Raw genomic sequence first — 17,442 nt, forward strand, 5'->3', positions numbered from 1 at the left:
TGTTGTTCAGACGGGATAAAATGGGGATGTGCCGGTTTATCGGTCACAGGATGGCGGCCAATGCCAGAAAAGACAGAGTTTTTGCTCTGATCCGGGGGCCATTTTGGTACGTATCTCTGGCTCACGACAGGGACGCCTGGTGTACAATCTGCCACCCGATTTCCCCTGACCCGGCCCAGGCTCAGGCCCTGATGTACCCCAGAGTAAATGAACGTGACCCCAACCCACCCCATGCTCGACAGTTATTACAGCCAGGATCTGGTGTTCTTCTCCATCCTGGTGGCGGTGCTCGCCTCCTACACGGCGCTGACCATGACCAGCCGGGTGAGCCAGAGCCGGGGACGGGCCGCCGTGCTCTGGCTCGCGGGGGGAGCCTTCGCCATGGGGCTCGGCATCTGGTCCATGCATTTTATCGGCATGCTCGCCTTCAACCTGCCCATCGCGCTGGGATACGATCTGACCCTCACCGGTCTCTCCCTGGTGGCGGCCATCGGCTCCTCGGCCTTTGCGCTCTGGCTGGTGAGTCGTCCCCAGCTCCCCTGGCACCAGATCCTGTTCGGGGCCGTGCTGATGGGGGCCGGCATTGCCACCATGCACTACATCGGCATGGCGGCCATGAAGATAGCGCCCGGCATCCACTACCTGCCTGGGCTTTTCATCCTCTCCATCCTCATCGCGGTATTCGCCTCGGGTGCCGCACTCTGGATAGCGTTTCGCCTGCGCAACAGCTCGCCCCGCGCCTTCTTCAGCAAGGCCCTCGCCTCCCTGGTGATGGGGGCGGCCATCATCGGCATGCACTACACCGGCATGGCGGCGGCCCAGTTCCCCGCAGAGAGCCTGTGCGGGGCCCTCTACACCGGTCTCAATACCCAGTGGCTGGCAACCGTGGTCATCATAGTGACCCTGGCGGTGTTCGCCATCGCCTTCGTGCTCTCCATGCTGGATGCCCACGCCGCCAGGCTCTCCACCTCCCTGCACCAGGCCCACGACGAGCTGCTCAAGCTGGCGCTCCATGACAGCCTGACCCGGCTGCCGAACCGGCTGCTGTTTGCCGACCGCCTGGAGCAGCGCATCCAGGAGTGCCAGCACAGCCAGCGCAGCTTCTCCCTGCTGTTTCTCGATCTCGACGGCTTCAAGATCATCAACGATGCCCACGGCCACCACACCGGGGATCTGCTGCTGGCCGAGGTCGCCCAGCGCATCACCGGCCTGCTCGGAGCCAGCGACACCGCCTCGCGCTTTGGCGGGGACGAGTTCGTGCTGGCCCTGGCGCCGGGGGAGGTGAGCCAGACCACGGCCTTCGCCGAGCGGCTGCTGGCCACCCTGGCCCAGCCCTATGAGTGGGAGCACCACAGCCTGCACATCACCGCCAGCATCGGCATTGCCGTCTATCCCCAGGATGGCACCAGCCTGCACGAGCTGACCCTCAACGCCGATGCCGCCATGTATTACGCCAAGGAGCAGGGGCGCAACGACTACTACTACTTCGACAGCGCCATGAACGCCAACGCCCACCAGCAGTTCCTGCTGCACAAGGAGCTGCAACATGCCCTGGAGCGGGGGGAGCTGGCCCTGCACTACCAGCCCAAATACTGTGCCCGCAGCGGCCAGGTGGTCGGCGCCGAGGCCCTGCTGCGCTGGCAGCACCCGGAGCATGGTGCCGTCTCGCCGGCCAGCTTCCTGCCGCTGGCGGAGAAGAGCCGGCTCATCATCCCCATCGGCAACTGGGTCATCGACGAGGCGTGCCGCCAGATGAGCGCCTGGCGGGCGGCAGGTCATCACGACTGGAGCGTGGCGGTCAATCTCTCCACCATCCAGCTCGCCAGCCCTGGGCTGCTGGAGGAGGTGCAGGGCGCCCTCGCCCGCCATCGGCTCGAGGCCCGTCACCTGACCCTGGAGATAACCGAATCCACCGCCATGCAGAAGGCCGAGGAGAGCCTCGCCATCCTCAACCGTCTGGCCGAGCTCGGCCTTGGCATCTCCATCGACGACTTCGGCACCGGCTACTCCAGCCTGCTCTACCTCAAGCGCTTCCCCGCCAACGAGCTCAAGATTGACCGGGGCTTTGTCACTACCCTGGAGCGGGGGGGCGACGATGCCACCATCATCGCCGCCATCATCGCCCTGGGTCAGGCCCTGGAGATGCGCATCGTGGCAGAGGGGGTGGAAACCCCGGAGCAGCGGGACCTGCTGACCGAGCTGGGCTGCGACACCTTGCAGGGCTACCTGCTCGGGCGTCCCATGACCGGGGAGCAACTGCTTGTCCACTGCGCTCCCGAGACTCCCCAACGGGTGCTGGAAGGTGTGCTTGCCTGACAAGCAGGTGAGGCGCAGCGCCCGTGTCGCCAGGGTCATCACCAGCCCGATTGCGTCCCTTCACGACTCAAGGTAGTCTGCTGCAAGACTCGAATGCTCCTTTATTTTGCCGGGCGCATCGAGCGCCCCCCATGGCAGATCACCCGTTCAGAGGAGCCACATCCATGGCCAGATACCAGTTCTTCAGCGTCCCCGCCTCCCGCCGTCAGCAATATACCTATGTCGACATGGCCTCCCCCACCTTCCTCACGGAGAAGGAGGCGCTGCTGACGCAAGGATTCGAGGTGGAAGAGGATTTCATCGACGCGGCCACTCCCCGCGAGGCGGTGGAGAAGTACAGATCCGGTTTTCTCTACGTGGCGGACGAGATAGGCAAGTCAGACGAGGCCTATGCGGCGGCAACGGCCTTGCTGGAGATGGGCAATAAGATCCTGGGCCGCAAGGCGGGCTGAACAAGGCGGGCCGCCGGGACGATACCCCGATGGCCCGCAGGCAGTCAGCGTTGGGGGTGCTGGCGGAGCATCTCCACCAGCTCCTCTTCACTGCCGGGTTCATGGGCAAGCTGCAGGCTGGGGGCGGCGCCCCCCATCAGCATATAAACGTGAGTGCTGCAGTGATCGTAGTGATACCACTTACCGTCGATACAGACGTCGGTATAGCATCTCGGGTCCCTCTTGAGTTCCATACGCACATCCTTATGTGTCATTCACCAACATCACTCTTGACCGTAAAATAAGGGACCTAAGTCCCCCTTGACCTGGATCAAGGGAGGTGGCGGGCAAAAGCGGGCAGTGGCCGGATCTGGCCGGGGCGGGATGCCGCCAGCCTGGATGACAGAGCCCGCCAACCGGCCCCAGCCAGGCAACAGCGCAACAAAAACGGCGCCCGAAGGCGCCGTTTGTCATGTCCGTCATTTGACCGACGGGGAACAAGCCGCTGGCTTATTCGTCTTCCAGGTAGGCGTAGCCTTGCAGACCCAGCTCCAGCTCGTCGAGCAGGGCCTTGCGGGTCTCGTCGTCCAGCGCCGGGTGGGAGACGATGCGCTGGTAGTTCTCGCGGATCACGGACGGGTCGATGTTGACGTAACGCAGCAGCTGGTCGACGGTGTCGCCACGCACCACGTTGCGGATGTCCATCTTGCCTTCTTCATCCAGCCACACTTCCGCGCAGTGGGTGTCACCGAACAGGTTGTGCAGATCCCCCAGGATCTCCTGATAGGCACCCACCAGGAAGAAGCCGACATGGCACTCTTCGTGCTCACCGTAGACCGGCATCGGCAGGGTGCTTTCCACCCCCAGACCGTCGACGTAGTGCTCCACCTGACCGTCGGAGTCACAGGTGATGTCCATCAGGATGCCGCGGCGGGTGAGCGGACGCTCGAGGCCGGCCAGCGGCATCACCGGGAACACCTGACCGATACCCCAGGCATCCGGCAGGGACTGGAACAGGGAGAAGTTGGCAAAGCACTTGTCCGCCAGTTTCTCGGAGAGCTCGTCGGCCAGGGCGCGGTGGTTGCGGTTGACTGGGTTCAGCAGCTCCTTGAGCGCCAGACAGGTGTTCTGGTGCAGCATCTCGGCCCAGGCGCGTTGCTCAAGGTTCAAGAGGCCCATGGTGTACTGGGCGTTGACGTCACCGAGATCCGCCACGGAGTCGTGGAAGATCTCCAGCAGGGAGGGATCTTCCCCGCGCAGGTCCAGCCAGCCTTTCCACATGTTCTGCAAGATGGTGGGCGCGTCTTCGTCCGGGGCGCTGATGTCGTTCACCTCCACCCCTTCGGCACCAATGATGTTGGTGACCAGCACGGCGTGGTGTGCAGTCAGGGCACGGCCGGACTCGCTGATGATGGTCGGGTGCGGCAGGTCGAACTCGCGGCACACATCGCCGATGCCCCAGACCACGTTGTTGGCGTACTCGGAGAGGCTGTAGTTCGCGGAGCAGTGGCTCTGGGAACGGGTGCCCTCGTAGTCCACACCCAGGCCGCCGCCCACGTCCACCACCTCGACCTTGGCGCCAAGACGGCACAGCTCGGCGTAGAAGCGGCCGCACTCGCGGATGCCGCCCTGGATGTCGCGGATGTTGGCGATCTGGGAGCCCAGGTGGAAGTGCAGCAGTTGCAGGCAGTCCAGCTTGCCGAGGCTGCGCAGACGCTCCACCAGCGCCAGGATCTGGGAGGCGGAGAGACCGAACTTGGACATGGAACCGCCGCTCGATTCCCACATGCCGGAGCCGGTGGACGCCAGACGGGCGCGCACCCCGATGTTGGGCTTGATGTTGAGACGAGCTGACTCGTCGAGCACCATTTCCAGCTCGGAGGGCTTCTCCACCACGATGTAGACCTTGTGGCCCATCAGGTTGCCCAGGAGGGCGTGGCGGATGTATTCGCGGTCCTTGTAACCGTTGCAGACGATCACGGACCCTTGCTCATGATGATGGGACAGCACGGCCAGCAACTCGGGCTTGGAGCCCGCTTCCAGCCCAAGCCTCGGCTTGTCGCTGTAGGACTGACTGATGGTCTCGATGACGCGGCGCTGCTGGTTTACCTTGATCGGGTAAACGCACAGGTAATCCCCTTCATAGCCTGACTTTTCGATGGCCTGACCGAAGGCGTTGAACAGCGCATCGACCCGGCTCTTGAGGATGTCGGGGAAACGCAGCAACACCGGCGTGGTCAGCCCGGACTGGCGCAGTTGCTCGATGGCCTCGGACAGCACGATCTGAGCCTCGGGGCGAGACTTGTCGGGAGAGACGGTCACATGACCGGCGTCATTGATATTGAAAAAACCCGCACCCCAGTAGGGAACGTTGTAGACCTTCAAGGAGTCCTTGCTGGACCAGTTAGTCATGGGCTATGCCTCGCAAATGAGCGGCCGTGGGCCGCCTTCGTTACCCTCAATCACATCCAGACCATTGATTGCAAAATGCGGCAAGCCAGAGCGGCCTGCTGACGTTGGACCCGCAACGGAGCATGCTCCGCCACATCCTGTTCATTGCACATCGCGGCAAGCCAAGGCTGCCTGGTGGATCTTGGGAAGTAACGAGTCTTGATGTGGGGCTGGTGGCTTTACATCAAGCTCAACGGTATGCGGTAACACCTTGCCGGCGTACCGCGGTACTTTGATGACAATCGGCATCAGCCACGCCGTTTGTTCATCATTCGGCAGCCATCCCGACGGACAGGAGAGGGTTTCAAGGAAGAGAAGGGAAGACGTCAGCACGCATCGTGTTGATGGACGACAACCACTACGACCCGTTCAACGCCAGTGACCGCCCATGACAAGGGAGATGATGAGCCCGAAGCCCACTCGGTCAGCTGAAAGATGAGAGTCCGTTGTTCTCCCTGATACCGGAGCCTAACCGGTATTAAAGAAACCATTCCCCAGCAGTGTCTGTCGTTTCTGCGTGCCTCGCCCTATAGGCGTCATGATCCTGCGGGTCTGGCGGACACGGCCTGCGCAGGGTTGCCCTCGGATCGGCGCGGAGTGTACACACTTACCGCAGCCAGTGACAATAAAAAATCGTGTTAAAAAACGGGTTTTCATCAGGGGGCAAAATCTCGCTGCCAGCAAGGCGGGCTCTGGGATGGCGGGGGATGGGAGTGCGTGGGCGAGGCGATGAAAATAACCAACACGTCACGCTTTTTGGGTCACCCCTTGCCAGCGCTGGGCCGAGGGGAAATTCAGCTTTTTCGCAATTGCTTAACCAGTTTTTATTTTGGAATTTTTATGCAAGCTGCCGAGCAATGATCCCCGCCCCTCCCCTTCGATGGCCCTCCTCTCTCCCACAAAATCATCAAAAACTGCGCTGACGCAATAAGCGGCGCCGCCGTCTTGGCCACAATGACTCCTCTTTCGTGACCCGAGGCTTGCCCATGAACACCCTGCTTTCGCGCTTTCTCCACTACCTCACCTTTCATACCCGCTCCGATGCGACCAATCCTGCCTGCCCCAGCAGCGAGGGACAGCGCCTCTTCGCCCGGGCCCTGTGCGACGAAATGACGCAGATGGGGCTGAGCCAGGTCACCCTGGACGAGCATGGCTACCTCACCGCCTGCCTGCCGGGCAACCAGCCGGATGCCCCCGCCATCGGGCTCATCGCCCACATGGACACCGCCGATTACGAGGCCGAGTGCGTCGTTCCCCAGATAGTCGAGAACTATCAGGGGGGCGATATCTGCCTTGGCAAAGGGGACGAGGTGCTGGCCATCCGCCAGTACCGCTTCCTGAAAAACTACCTGGGGCAGGATCTCATCACCACCGACGGCACCACCCTGCTGGGGGCCGACGACAAGGCGGGCATCGCCGAGATCCTCACCGCCGTGGAATACCTGCAGGCTCACCCCGAGATCCCCCGTGGCGATGTCTGGGTCGGCTTTACCCCGGACGAGGAGATAGGGCGCGGTGCCGACCGCTTCCCGCTGGAGCGCTTCCCGGCCAAGTGGGCCTACACGGTGGATGGCGGCGAGCTCGGCGAGCTCGAATGCGAGAACTTCAACGCCGCCAGCGCCACGGTGCGCATCACAGGCAACAACGTCCACCCCGGCACCGCCAAGGGCAGCATGATCAACAGCCAGACCCTGGCCGCCCGCTTCCATGCCGCCATGCCCGCCGAGCAGACCCCGGAGTGCACCCAGGGGTATGAGGGCTTCTTCCACCTGGCCCGGATGGAAGGTACGGTGGAGGAGACCACCCTGCACTACCTCATCCGCGACTTCGACGATGACTGCTTCGCCGCCCGCAAGGCCCAGCTCAAGGAGCGGGTCGCCTCCCTGCAGCTGGACGCTCCCAGGGCGCGCATCACCCTGGAGATAGCGGACAACTACCGCAACATGCGCAGCCAGATAGCGCCCCATCCCCACATCGTCGAGCTGGCCAAAGCCGCCATGGAGGCCGCCGACGTGGTGCCCAAGATCAAACCCATTCGCGGCGGCACCGACGGCGCCCGGCTCTCCTTCATGGGGCTGCCCTGCCCGAACCTGTTCACCGGCGGCCACAACTTCCACGGCAAGCACGAGTTCATCCCCCTGCAATCCATGGAAAAAGCGGTCGCCACCCTGGTGGCGCTGGTGCGCCTCACCTCTGCCTGGCGGGCTGAGTAAGGGGGCAAGGACGGGGTTCGCCCCGTCATCAAACCGTCACCCAACCGACACACGAAAGGCACGCAGGGGCGTCAAGCTGGGGCAAAGTTCAGCGGAGCCTTGCCCATGTTCGACGTCGATACCCTGCTGGGGCAGCACCTGCCCCACCTCGCCAGCCAGCCCCTCCTCCGTCCCCTGATGAGGCAGGGGCTGAGCTGGTTGCTGCACGAGGAGGCCTTCACCCGCTTTGCCATGCGCCATCCCCACCTGCGCGGTCTGGACTTCGTCGAGCAGGCCCTCACCGAGCTCCACTTCGACTACCGGGTGAGCGAGGCCGAGCTCGAGCACATTCCCGCCAGCGGCCGGGTCATTCTTGTCGCCAACCACCCCATCGGCTCCCTGGACGGACTGGCCCTGCTGCGCCTCATCGGGCGCATCCGCCCCGACGTCAAGATAGTGGCCAACCAGGTGCTGGCCCAGCTCGCGCCGCTGCGCCCTTTGCTGCTGCCGGTGGACAACCTGGGGGGCAAGACCAACAGGCAGGCCATCCTCGCCATGAATGAACACCTCGTCGCCGACGGGGCCCTGGTTATCTTCCCCGCAGGCGAGGTCTCCCGCCTCGGCCCCAAGGGGGTGAAGGATGGCCCCTGGCAGGCCGGCTTCATCAAGCTGGCCCAGCGCAGCCGAACGCCCCTGGTGCCCATTCACCTGGGAGGGCGCAACAGCCTCTGGTTCTATCTCGCCTCCTGGCTCAACAAGCCCGCCTCCGCCCTGCTGCTGGTACGCCAGCTGTTTCGCCAGCAGGGGCAGACGCTGCCGGTGACCATAGGGGCGCGCATTCCCCTCGCCAGTTTTCAGGACCTGCCGGCCAAGACGGCGGCCCGGCTGGTGCGCGGCCACCTCTACCGAATCGCTCGGGGCAAGGCGGGACGGTTGCAGACCGAGGCCCCCATCGCCCTGCCGGAGGATCGCCGCCTGCTGAAACAGGCCATCGACGGGTGCGAGCTGCTCGGCCAGACCCCGGACGGCCAGCGCATCCTGCTCTATCGCCGCCACGAGCAGAGCCACTCGGTGATCCTGCGTGAGCTGGGGCGCCTGCGGGAGATCGCCTTTCGGGCGGTGGGGGAAGGCTCGGGCAAGCGGCGGGATCTCGATGCCTTCGACGATGACTATCACCATCTCATCCTCTGGGATCCCGCCCGCCTCGACATCATCGGCGCCTACCGTTTCGCCCCGGTGGCCGAACGGCTGGCCAGCAAGGGGCTGGATGGCCTCTACAGCCACACCCTGTTCGGCTTCGAAGAGAAGCTGCTGCCCCGGCTGGAACAGGCCATCGAGCTTGGCCGCAGCTTCATCCAGCCCGCCTATTGGGGCAAGCGGGGGCTCGATTACCTCTGGTTCGGCATCGGGGCCTATCTGGCCCGCTATCCCCAATACCGCTACCTGTTCGGGCCCGTCACCCTCTCCGGCAGCCTGCCGCCGGCGGCCAAGGATCTGCTGGTGAGCTTCTATCGCCAGCACTTCGCCCCCACCCTTGCCCTCGCCCCTTCCCGCCGCCCCTATCCCGCCACGCCGACGCTGTTCGAGGGGCGCGATTACGGGGACGACCTCAAGGTGCTCAAGGCCGGGCTCGACAACCTGGGCTGCGCCATTCCCACCCTCTACAAGCAGTACGCCGAGCTGTGCGAGCCGGGGGGCGTGCAGTTCATGGACTTTGGCATCGACCCGGACTTCAACCACTGCATCGACGGCCTGGTGTGGGTGGACGTGAGCCGCATCAAGCCCCACAAGCGGGCCCGCTATATCGGCCTCCCCGCCGGGGAAGCGCTGGCCACATCTGGCGACCGTTGACCGGGCGTCGCAACGAAAGAGGGAGGCCTGCGCCTCCCTCTTTCACATCATGGGTGATGCCGCCTACTCGGCTGCGGGTTTGCGATCCGCATGGCCGAGATCCCGCTCCGGGGCGATGACATCCCGCACCCGCTGCTTGATCTCCTTGGCCTCGGGGAAGCCCTCGTCGGCCACCCTGTCCCACACCAGCACCCCGTCCACCAGGATGCGAAACTCCCCCTTGCTGGCAGGCACCAGGGCCACCTCTCCCAGTTCGCCGTCGAAGGTGGAGAGCAGTTCCTGGGCGAGCCAGGCGGCTCGCAGCATCCAGCGGCAGAGGGTGCAGTAACGGATTTCGATGCGCGGTTTCGCGAGGGGCAAATGGGTATCTGTCATGGGGTGACTCCGTGAAAATCGGTCAACCAGTGGCGAGCGATGCGCTGCATGGTGGCCTGGGGCAGTTCGTGAAGGCCCGGGGTGGATGCCTGATGGGCCAGTTGGTGCACACCTTCGATGATCTCCGCCAGCACCAGGTAGACATATTCGCCGATGACGGCGCCGTGGACGAAGTTGACCGCCTCCCCCCGGTTGAGCAAAAAGATGGTGCTGCCGTCCGGCCGGGTCAGGGCCAGCACATGGGGACACACCTCCTCGCTCGGCCAGGGCAGCTGGGCGAGGCTGAAGGCGAATTCGTCGTCGGCGGAGGTGACCGAGGCCAGCATGGCGCCGGGGCGCAGGGCCTGCAGATCGGTGATGTCGAGGGAGCCGTTGCCGGTGGAGCAGATCACCAGCTCGGCGCGGCCCAGGGCCTCGGCCTTGTTCACCAGCTTGAAGCCGTGGGAGAGCGCCTCCACCTGGCGCAGGGCATCCGTCTCCACCAGCTCCAGATGCAGGTTGCGACAGCGCAGTTCCCGGGCGATGCTGCGCCCCACCTTGCCATAGCCGAACAGAGCGGCCTGGCAGACGTTGAAGGTACGCCTCAAGGTACGCGCGAGGGACTCCGCGGAGTAGACCACGCTCAGGCCGATCTGGATATCTTCCGCCTGCTTGAGGGGGCTGCGGGCCACCGAGATGACGGGGGCCGCCAGGGACTCCTGTTCGTAGCGCTGATGGCCGTTCTCGGTCATCTCCACCACCCCGATGAAACGTGCGCCAAAGTGCTCGGCCAGTACCGCCTGGCTCTTGGCGAAGTAGCCGCCGATGTCGAGGATGATGAGCCGCTCGTGGGACATCACCAGGGGGGCAATCTGGACGATCACCTCACCGGGATCCGAGGTCCAGTGGCGATTGAGGGGCAGCACGGGGTAGTGCTGCTGGGCCCAGGCCAGCGTCGGCCCGTGCACGGACTTGGGTTTGGGCAGGATGGCACCGACCCGGCCCACCCGATCGAGCACCTGGATGAAGTCGGGTCTGTCGGGAAGCAGGTGGGTCACCAGCAGGATGCAGAGATCCCCAAGACATCCCTGTTCGGTGAAATGGCGAAAAAACAGATGCTCAGATCCCTGACTGTGCAACTGTGGCCTCCTTAGCGTGCCGCGGGAAAGCAGGCAAACAGAACCCGGCATAGCCGGGTTCTGTGTGTATCCAGATAATTGAAAATCCTTTTTATCCGAAAGCACCATGGGTCTCAATCTTTATCTGTCCAGACTTTGACAAGCCCATCAATTTCTAAGGTAATAGCCTGTTTTTCATGCAGAAATCAGTAAAGTGACGCCTCTGGCCATACCCACCACAGACTCACTCCGGCACCAACGGCCGCCACCAGGATCAAGACCCCCCAGCGAGAGAGTCCCGGGCGCCCGTGCAGGGCACGTTCCAGCAGCGGCAACAGCCAGACCGGCAGCAGCACCAGCAGGGGCACTTCCACGTACTGCCAGGCGAGCATCTGCACGAAGGCGAGTGAAAGCCCCAGGGCAGCCGGGGTCACCTTGACCCCTGCAAAGGCGCCGAGCAGGGCACGGAATCCGGCAAATGCGGCCAGGGCCCCCGTCAGCTGGGCGATGAGCAGGCTGCCATCGATGCCGATGACCAGCGCCAGCCAGATGAAGGCCAGGGCGAAGCCGAGCCCCTCCTCGCTGTCACCGCGCCAGCTCATCCAGCCAGACCAGAGGATGGCGGGCAACAGGGCCAGCCAGATCCCGGGCTCGCTCGCCAGCACGGAGGCCAGCCCCTGCCACCACACCAGGGCGCCCAGCCCCCCGAACAGCGCGAGGGCGATCCCCTTGTTGGTCCCCTGGGTCAGGGCGGGCACCAGCAGGGTCAGCGGCAGCCACTGCCACGCCTTGACCGGCAGGCCATAGGCACCGCCCAGCAGGCAACCCACCAGCCAGATCCCCAGGGCGCCCCACAGATAGCCCAGCCGCGGCCAGCGCCACGACAGCAAAGCGGCCCCAAAAGGAGCCGCCAGGGTTTGAAGCAGGAGTGCTGCGCCCATTACTTGCGCACGCCTTCAACGAACAGGTTGATGGTCATCTCGTCAGGGATGTTCGGCACCATGTAGTTCACGCCGAACTCGCTGCGCTTGATGGTGGTGGTGGCGTTGAAGCCGCTGCGGTAGCCGCCCCAGGGATCCTTGCCTTCCCCGATGTGGACCAGGTCGAAGGCCACGTCCTTGGACACGCCGTGCAGGGTCAGGGTGCCCTTGAGTACGCCTTTGTCCTTGGTGCCTTCATAGCCGGTGCTGACGAAGGTCATCTTGGGGTACTGCTTCACGTCCAGGAAGTCGGGGCTGCGCAGGTGCTTGTCGCGGGCCTCGTGGTTGGAATCCACGCTGGCGGCATCGATTTCGAAGTTCGCCTTGGCCGCCGCCGGGTTGGCGTCGTCCATGCTGAAGGTGCCACTGAAGGTGTTGAACCGGCCGACCAGTTCGGAGAAGCCGAGGTGGCCCACCTTGAACTGGACTGTGGTGTGCGCTGCATCGACATCGTAATCGGCAGCCATCAGGGGAGCCGCCATAAACAGGCAGGAGGCCAGCAGGGCCTTGGTCATTTTCATTCCGATCGTTCCTTCATTGGGGGTTCACAACGGTGTCCAAAATGCTAACCTCCTATCGAGAATAGATAATCATCGATTTATTAAAATAATTATCAACCGAGAGTGGAATATGGATCAGATAGCCGCCATGCGCACCTTCATCAAGGTGGTGGAGTGCCAGAGCTTCACCAAGGCCGCCCATCAGCTCGGGATCTCGGTCGCCATGACCTCCAAGCTGATGCAGCAGCTCGAGGAGTCCCTCTCCACCCGGCTGCTGTCGCGCACCACCCGCCAGGTCAATCCCACCGAGGCGGGCCAGTTCTACTACCAGCGCTCCCTGGCCCTGCTGGCGGAGCTGGAAGAGACCCACAGCCAGCTCACCCACAACAACCAGCAGCCCCAGGGCACCCTCAAGCTCTCGGTGCCCATGGATTTCGGCTACCTGCACCTCTCCCCCGCCCTGCCGCTGTTTCGCGAGCGCTACCCGGACTTGAAGCTCGAGATTGAGTACAGCGACCGGCGGGTGGCCCTGGTGGAGGAGGGGTTCGATCTGGCCCTGCGCATCGGCAACCTGCCGGACTCCTCCCTGGTGGCCAAGCCGCTCGCCATGATGAAGATGGTGGTGTGCGCCAGCCCCGACTACCTGGCCCGCCGGGGCAGGCCGAAGACCCCGGAGGATCTCAAGCAGCACGACTGCCTCATCTACACCCTGACCCAGCCGGACTGGGTCTTCAAACGGGATGGGGAGGAGCACAGCATCCGTCCCCAGGGGCCACTTCGCGCCAACAACGGGGTGGCCCTGACCCGGGCCGCCTGCGACCACCAGGGCATCATCTTGCAGCCCACCTTCATCGTGGGGGATGCGCTGCGCTCGGGGGCGCTGGTCCCCTTGTTGCTGGAGTGGGAGAAGGGACAGGTGGGGCTCTATGCCCTCTATCCGCACCGCCGTTTCGTGTCGGCCAAGGTGCGCTGCTTCATCGAATTCGTGCAGGAGCGCTATCTGGCGCCCCACTACTGGGACAGGGAGACCTGAGCCCGGGCTCAGGGGGTGGGCATCAGCTCGGCCACCAGCAGGTGATCCTGCTGGCTCATCTGCCAGCGTGGCAGACGCTGGCGCAAGGCGGCGAGCTCGGCCTCCCCCAGCGCATAGGGCAGGGTGACGTGCAGGCAGTGGCAATCCAGCATAGCCGCCAACTGCATCATCAGGGCGAGGTTCGCCTCGTCGCTCTTGTGCTTGTTGATGCGCTTGCCGAGCTCGTGGCGAAAGTGGGTCTCGGGATCCTGGGTCATCGCCTGCCAGCCGTAACCAAAAAGCGGAATGAAGGCGCTGACGATGCCAAGGGCGGTGAGGGGCCGTTTGGGCGGGTGATAGAGGGCGTTGAGATCCAGCAGGATGGGGCTTTGATGGGGCTCACGACTGCCGGATAAAATAGTATTGCTCATTGGATTACCCTGTTGATTCCTCTAGACTTCGCCGCATATTTGACCTGACATGCCAACGAGGTGCTGATGCTAAGCGATATCGAGATCTCCCGCCAGTCCCCCCGCCTGCCCATCGCCGAGGTGGCAGCACAGCTCGGCATAGCGGCCGCCCATCTCCACCCCCACGGCCATTACAAGGGCAAACTCGACCTCGCGCTGCTCCATCACGCCCCCGCCCGCGAGCCCGGCAAGCTGGTGCTGGTGAGCGCCATCACGCCCACCCCCCTTGGGGAGGGCAAGACGGTCACCACGATCGGCCTCTCCATGGGGCTCAACCACATCGGCCAGCCCAGCATCGCCACCATTCGCCAACCGAGCCTCGGCCCCGTCTTCGGGGTCAAGGGGGGCGCCGCCGGGGGCGGCATGGCCCAGGTGGTGCCGATGGAGGAGATGAACCTGCACCTCACCGGGGATTTTCACGCCCTCACCGCCGCCCACAACCTGGCCTCTGCCGCCCTCGATGCCCGCCTGTTCCATGAACGCAAACTCGGTGACCAGTTCAGCGCCAGAACCGGCCTGGCGCGGCTCGATATCGACCCGGCCAACATCCTCTGGCCCCGCACCCTGGACATGAACGACCGGGCGCTTCGCCACCTCACCCTCGGCCAGGGCGGCGCTGCCGATGGAGTCGAGCGCCCCGATCGCTTCGTCATCACCGCCGCCTCCGAGCTGATGGCCATTCTGGCCCTGGCCAGGGATCTCAAGGACTTGCGCGCGCGTATCGGCCGCATCCAGCTCGCCCTCGACCTGCGCGGCAAGCCCATCACCGCCGAGCAGCTGGAAGTGGCGGGGGCCATGACGGTGCTGCTCAAAGACGCCCTCAAGCCCACCCTGATGCAGACCACGGAGCAGACCCCTGTGCTGGTCCACGCCGGCCCCTTTGCCAACATCGCCCACGGCAACTCCTCCGTCATCGCCGATCGCATGGCGCTGGGTCTTGCCGACTATGTGGTGACCGAGGCGGGTTTTGGCTCCGACATGGGGCTGGAGAAGTTCTTCAACATCAAGTATCGCCAGTCCGGCCTCACCCCCGCCTGCGTGGTGCTGGTGGCCACGGTGCGCGGCCTCAAGGCCAACAGCGGCCTGCTCGACATCCGGCCGGGCCAGCCGCTGCCGGCCAGCCTGCAAGGGGAAGATCTGCCCACCCTGACAGCGGGGTGCGCCAACCTCGCCTGGCATATTCACAACGCCCGCCGTTACGGGGTGCCCGTGGTGGTCGCCATCAACCGCTTCCCCACCGACAGCGACGCCGAGCTGGCCCTGCTGGAGGCGGCGGCGCGCCAGGCCGGTGCCTGTGGGGTCGCCCTCTCCCGGGCCTTCACTGACGGTGGCGCGGGCGCGGCGGATCTGGCTCACGCCGTGGTGGCGGCCTGCAAGCAGCCCAGTGAGGTCAGGCTGCTCTACCCCGATGAGATGAGCCTTGCCGCCAAGCTCGCCACCCTGGTGGAGTGCGGCTATGGTGGCCGGGGCGTCACCCTCTCGGACAAGGCGCGCCAGCAACTGGCCAGACTCTCGGCAGAGGGCCAGGATCACCTGCCCGTCTGCATGGCCAAGACGCCGCTCTCCATCAGCCATGACCCGGCCAGGAAGGGCGTGCCGACGGACTTCGAGGTCCCCATCGAGGAGGTGAAACTCTGCGCGGGGGCAGGCTTCGTCTATGCCCTGGCAGGCCCCATCATGACCATGCCGGGCCTGGGCAGTCTGCCGGCCTATCGCCATATCGACATCGACGATGACGGGGAGATTGTCGGCCTGAGCTGACGCGCAGGCTGGCAGCCTGCCGTCCCTGAACACCATATCGACATCAACGATGACGGCGACATTGTCGGCCTGAGCTGACGTACAGGCTGGCAGTCTGCCGTCCCTGAACACCATATCGACATCAACGATGACGGCGACATTGTCGGCCTGAGCTGACGGCGCCCAGGTCCAGCCAGAAACAACAAGGCCCCGCCGATTGGCGGGGCCTTCTGCGCTGTGCCGGGTGGCAGCAAGACTCAGAGGGTGAAACGCTGGGTCATATGGTGCAGGGTATTGGCCAGCCTGCTCAGCTCGACACAGGCCTGGGCGGTCTGCTGCGCCCCCTGGGCATTCTCGTCGGCAGCGGTGTGGATCTTGACGATGCTGCGATTGAGCTCCTCGGTGACCGCGTTCTGCTGCTCGGTGGCGGTGGCGATCAGGGTGTTCATGTCGGTTATCTGGGTGACGGCGCCATTGATGCTGTCGATGCTGCTCCCCGCTTCCCGCGCCAGCTCCACGCTCTCCTGCATCTGCTGACGGCTCAGCTGCATGGCGCTGCCCGCCTCGGCGGTGCGCTCCTGCAACACCTCGATCATCTTGCTGATCTCGGCGGTGGACGCCTGGGTGCGCTGGGCCAGACTGCGCACCTCGTCCGCCACCACCGCAAAGCCACGGCCCTGCTCGCCAGCCCGGGCCGCTTCGATGGCCGCGTTGAGGGCCAGCAGGTTGGTCTGCTCGGCGATGCCGCGAATCACGTCCAGCACCATGCTGATGCTGGCGCTGTCGGTCTCCAGTTGCTGCACCACGCTCCCGGCCTGCTCTATCTGGCGGGAGACCTGCTCTATGCTGCCGATGGCGCTGCGCACTACCTGGTTGCCCTGGGTGGAGGTGCGGGAAGCCTGCTTGGCCGCCCCCATGGCGTCCGTGGTGTTGCGAGCCACCTCATTGACGGTGGACTGCATCTCGTTCATGGCGGTGGCGACCTGAGAGACCTCTCCCTGCTGGCTTGCCATGCCTTTGGCGGACTGCTCGGAGATGGCGCTCACCTCCTCTACCGCGCTGCTGAGCTGGCTCACCGAGCCGGAGATTTCACTCACCAGCTCTGCCAGTGCCCCCTGCATCCGGTCGATGGCCGACCCCAGCTGACCCAGCTCGTCGCGGTTGAAGCGGTTGCCGCGGACCCACTCCTGCAGCTCGCCCCGACCGAGATCCCCGCTCGCGATGCGCTGGGCCTGACGGGCCAGCATGATGAGCGGGTCGCGGATCTGGCGGGTCAGCACCACCGAGAGGGCGACAACCAGGGCCAGGCCGATCACCAGGGCCAGGGTCACGCTCAGTTTGGCGCTGTCAAAGGCGTCCACCACCTCGGCACGGGAGCCCACGGAGTAGCCGTGGTTGATGCGGATAAGCTCACCCACCGACTTGGTCAGATTGGTATAGAGGGTAACCCCCTCCCCCATGAAGAGGTGCTGGGCTTCGGCCATCTGTCCCGAGTCCTGCATCTGCCGGATGCGCTGGTGCAGGGCGACATATCGCTCCCAGTCCGCCTTGACGATGTCAAAGGCGCGGCGCTCCTCCCGATCCTCCGCCCAGATGGTGCCATCGTGGGCCACTATCTGGCGCGCAGCCTCTTGCAGGCTCTTCTCGCTCTCGTTGCGATAGCGGGCCCTCTGCTGGGCATCGTCCGCCACCAGGAAGACATCCAGTTCGTAGCGGCGCAGGGCATTGATGGTCTCGCCGAGGGTGCTGGTGCGCACGACGGCGGGCAGGATACTGTCGGTAAAGCCGATGGCGGCGCGGTTCATCTTGCTGAATTCAAACAGCGAGAAGCCGCCGATAAAGGCCATCATCAGGCCGAGTACGGCAAAGCCGGCGGTAAGTTTTTTGCCTATCGTCTTGACATCCTCCCCACCTTAGCGCTTCGCGTCACAGGAGGGGGATTCCCATTACTGGGTGATAGCTGCTCGCGCAGTACCGGGTTCCTGCTTCATCGGGCGGCCTGATTGCACCACGCCTCCACAGGCTAA

14 protein-coding genes are annotated in these 17,442 nt (G+C 64.4%); 6 read left to right on the forward strand and 8 right to left on the reverse strand.

The window, feature by feature from the left end; genetic code table 11:
• Positions 1 to 207: 207 nt before the first annotated feature.
• Both ACNPAA_RS09280 and ACNPAA_RS09285 read left to right on the forward strand, forming a co-directional pair.
• Positions 208 to 2,316, forward strand: a complete 2,109-nt coding sequence (locus ACNPAA_RS09280) for a putative bifunctional diguanylate cyclase/phosphodiesterase (RefSeq protein ID WP_417891705.1) — start codon at positions 208 to 210, stop codon at positions 2,314 to 2,316.
• Positions 2,317 to 2,480: 164 nt separating this feature from the next.
• Positions 2,481 to 2,768 (forward strand): hypothetical protein, encoded by a 288-nt coding sequence (locus tag ACNPAA_RS09285; RefSeq protein ID WP_049636330.1) that lies wholly within the window; start codon positions 2,481 to 2,483, stop codon positions 2,766 to 2,768.
• 44 nt (positions 2,769 to 2,812) lie between these two features.
• Here the strand turns inward: ACNPAA_RS09285 and ACNPAA_RS09290 are convergent, their stop codons facing one another.
• Both ACNPAA_RS09290 and speA read right to left on the reverse strand, forming a co-directional pair.
• Positions 2,813 to 3,001, reverse strand: coding sequence for a hypothetical protein (locus tag ACNPAA_RS09290; protein WP_010674183.1), 189 nt, complete (start codon positions 2,999 to 3,001; stop codon positions 2,813 to 2,815).
• 256 nt (positions 3,002 to 3,257) lie between these two features.
• A complete protein-coding gene (speA, locus tag ACNPAA_RS09295; protein ID WP_042882536.1) occupies positions 3,258 to 5,159 on the reverse strand; it encodes a biosynthetic arginine decarboxylase in 1,902 nt (633 codons plus the stop codon).
• A 1,025-nt stretch (positions 5,160 to 6,184) separates the two neighbouring features.
• Here speA and pepT point away from each other — a divergent pair.
• Both pepT and ACNPAA_RS09305 read left to right on the forward strand, forming a co-directional pair.
• Positions 6,185 to 7,411, forward strand: a complete 1,227-nt coding sequence (gene pepT, locus ACNPAA_RS09300; RefSeq protein ID WP_171864885.1) for a peptidase T — start codon at positions 6,185 to 6,187, stop codon at positions 7,409 to 7,411.
• A 105-nt stretch (positions 7,412 to 7,516) separates the two neighbouring features.
• Entirely contained in the window at positions 7,517 to 9,241 is a 1,725-nt protein-coding gene (locus ACNPAA_RS09305; protein WP_417891706.1) for a lysophospholipid acyltransferase family protein, read from the forward strand.
• A gap of 63 nt (positions 9,242 to 9,304) precedes the next feature.
• Here ACNPAA_RS09305 and ACNPAA_RS09310 read toward each other — a convergent pair whose 3' ends face one another.
• The 4 genes from ACNPAA_RS09310 to ACNPAA_RS09325 form a co-directional block, all read right to left on the reverse strand.
• On the reverse strand, positions 9,305 to 9,616 hold the full coding sequence (locus tag ACNPAA_RS09310) for a SelT/SelW/SelH family protein (RefSeq protein WP_010674179.1): 312 nt from the start codon (positions 9,614 to 9,616) through the stop codon (positions 9,305 to 9,307).
• Positions 9,613 to 10,734: an adenosylhomocysteinase gene (locus ACNPAA_RS09315; protein WP_202043947.1), complete on the reverse strand. Its 1,122-nt coding sequence runs from the start codon at positions 10,732 to 10,734 to the stop codon at positions 9,613 to 9,615. Before ACNPAA_RS09315 ends, ACNPAA_RS09310 begins: the two co-directional genes overlap by 4 nt.
• Positions 10,735 to 10,919: 185 nt before the next feature.
• Positions 10,920 to 11,654, reverse strand: a complete 735-nt coding sequence (locus ACNPAA_RS09320; protein ID WP_417891707.1) for a hypothetical protein — start codon at positions 11,652 to 11,654, stop codon at positions 10,920 to 10,922.
• Positions 11,654 to 12,214 (reverse strand): YceI family protein, encoded by a 561-nt coding sequence (locus ACNPAA_RS09325; RefSeq protein WP_053288582.1) that lies wholly within the window; start codon positions 12,212 to 12,214, stop codon positions 11,654 to 11,656. Before ACNPAA_RS09325 ends, ACNPAA_RS09320 begins: the two co-directional genes overlap by 1 nt.
• A 109-nt stretch (positions 12,215 to 12,323) precedes the next feature.
• Here ACNPAA_RS09325 and ACNPAA_RS09330 point away from each other — a divergent pair, with 109 nt between their 5' ends.
• Positions 12,324 to 13,226 carry a LysR family transcriptional regulator gene (locus ACNPAA_RS09330; protein WP_039038856.1) on the forward strand — a complete coding sequence of 301 codons (903 nt, stop codon included), beginning with the start codon at positions 12,324 to 12,326 and terminating at the stop codon, positions 13,224 to 13,226.
• An 8-nt stretch (positions 13,227 to 13,234) separates the two neighbouring features.
• Here the strand turns inward: ACNPAA_RS09330 and ACNPAA_RS09335 are convergent, their stop codons facing one another.
• Positions 13,235 to 13,636: a hypothetical protein gene (locus ACNPAA_RS09335; protein WP_010674174.1), complete on the reverse strand. Its 402-nt coding sequence runs from the start codon at positions 13,634 to 13,636 to the stop codon at positions 13,235 to 13,237.
• Positions 13,637 to 13,702: 66 nt separating this feature from the next.
• Between ACNPAA_RS09335 and ACNPAA_RS09340 the strand changes: the two genes are divergently transcribed.
• Positions 13,703 to 15,436 (forward strand): formate--tetrahydrofolate ligase, encoded by a 1,734-nt coding sequence (locus ACNPAA_RS09340; protein ID WP_417891708.1) that lies wholly within the window; start codon positions 13,703 to 13,705, stop codon positions 15,434 to 15,436.
• Positions 15,437 to 15,672: 236 nt separating this feature from the next.
• On the opposite strand, the gene ACNPAA_RS09345 is transcribed toward ACNPAA_RS09340, so the two are convergent.
• Entirely contained in the window at positions 15,673 to 17,307 is a 1,635-nt protein-coding gene (locus ACNPAA_RS09345) for a methyl-accepting chemotaxis protein (protein ID WP_417891709.1), read from the reverse strand.
• Positions 17,308 to 17,442 lie beyond the last annotated feature (135 nt).

The sequence above is a fragment of the Aeromonas sp. PS2Canimalfood6 genome, from assembly GCF_048276795.1.
GTDB lineage: Bacteria > Pseudomonadota > Gammaproteobacteria > Enterobacterales > Aeromonadaceae > Aeromonas > Aeromonas caviae.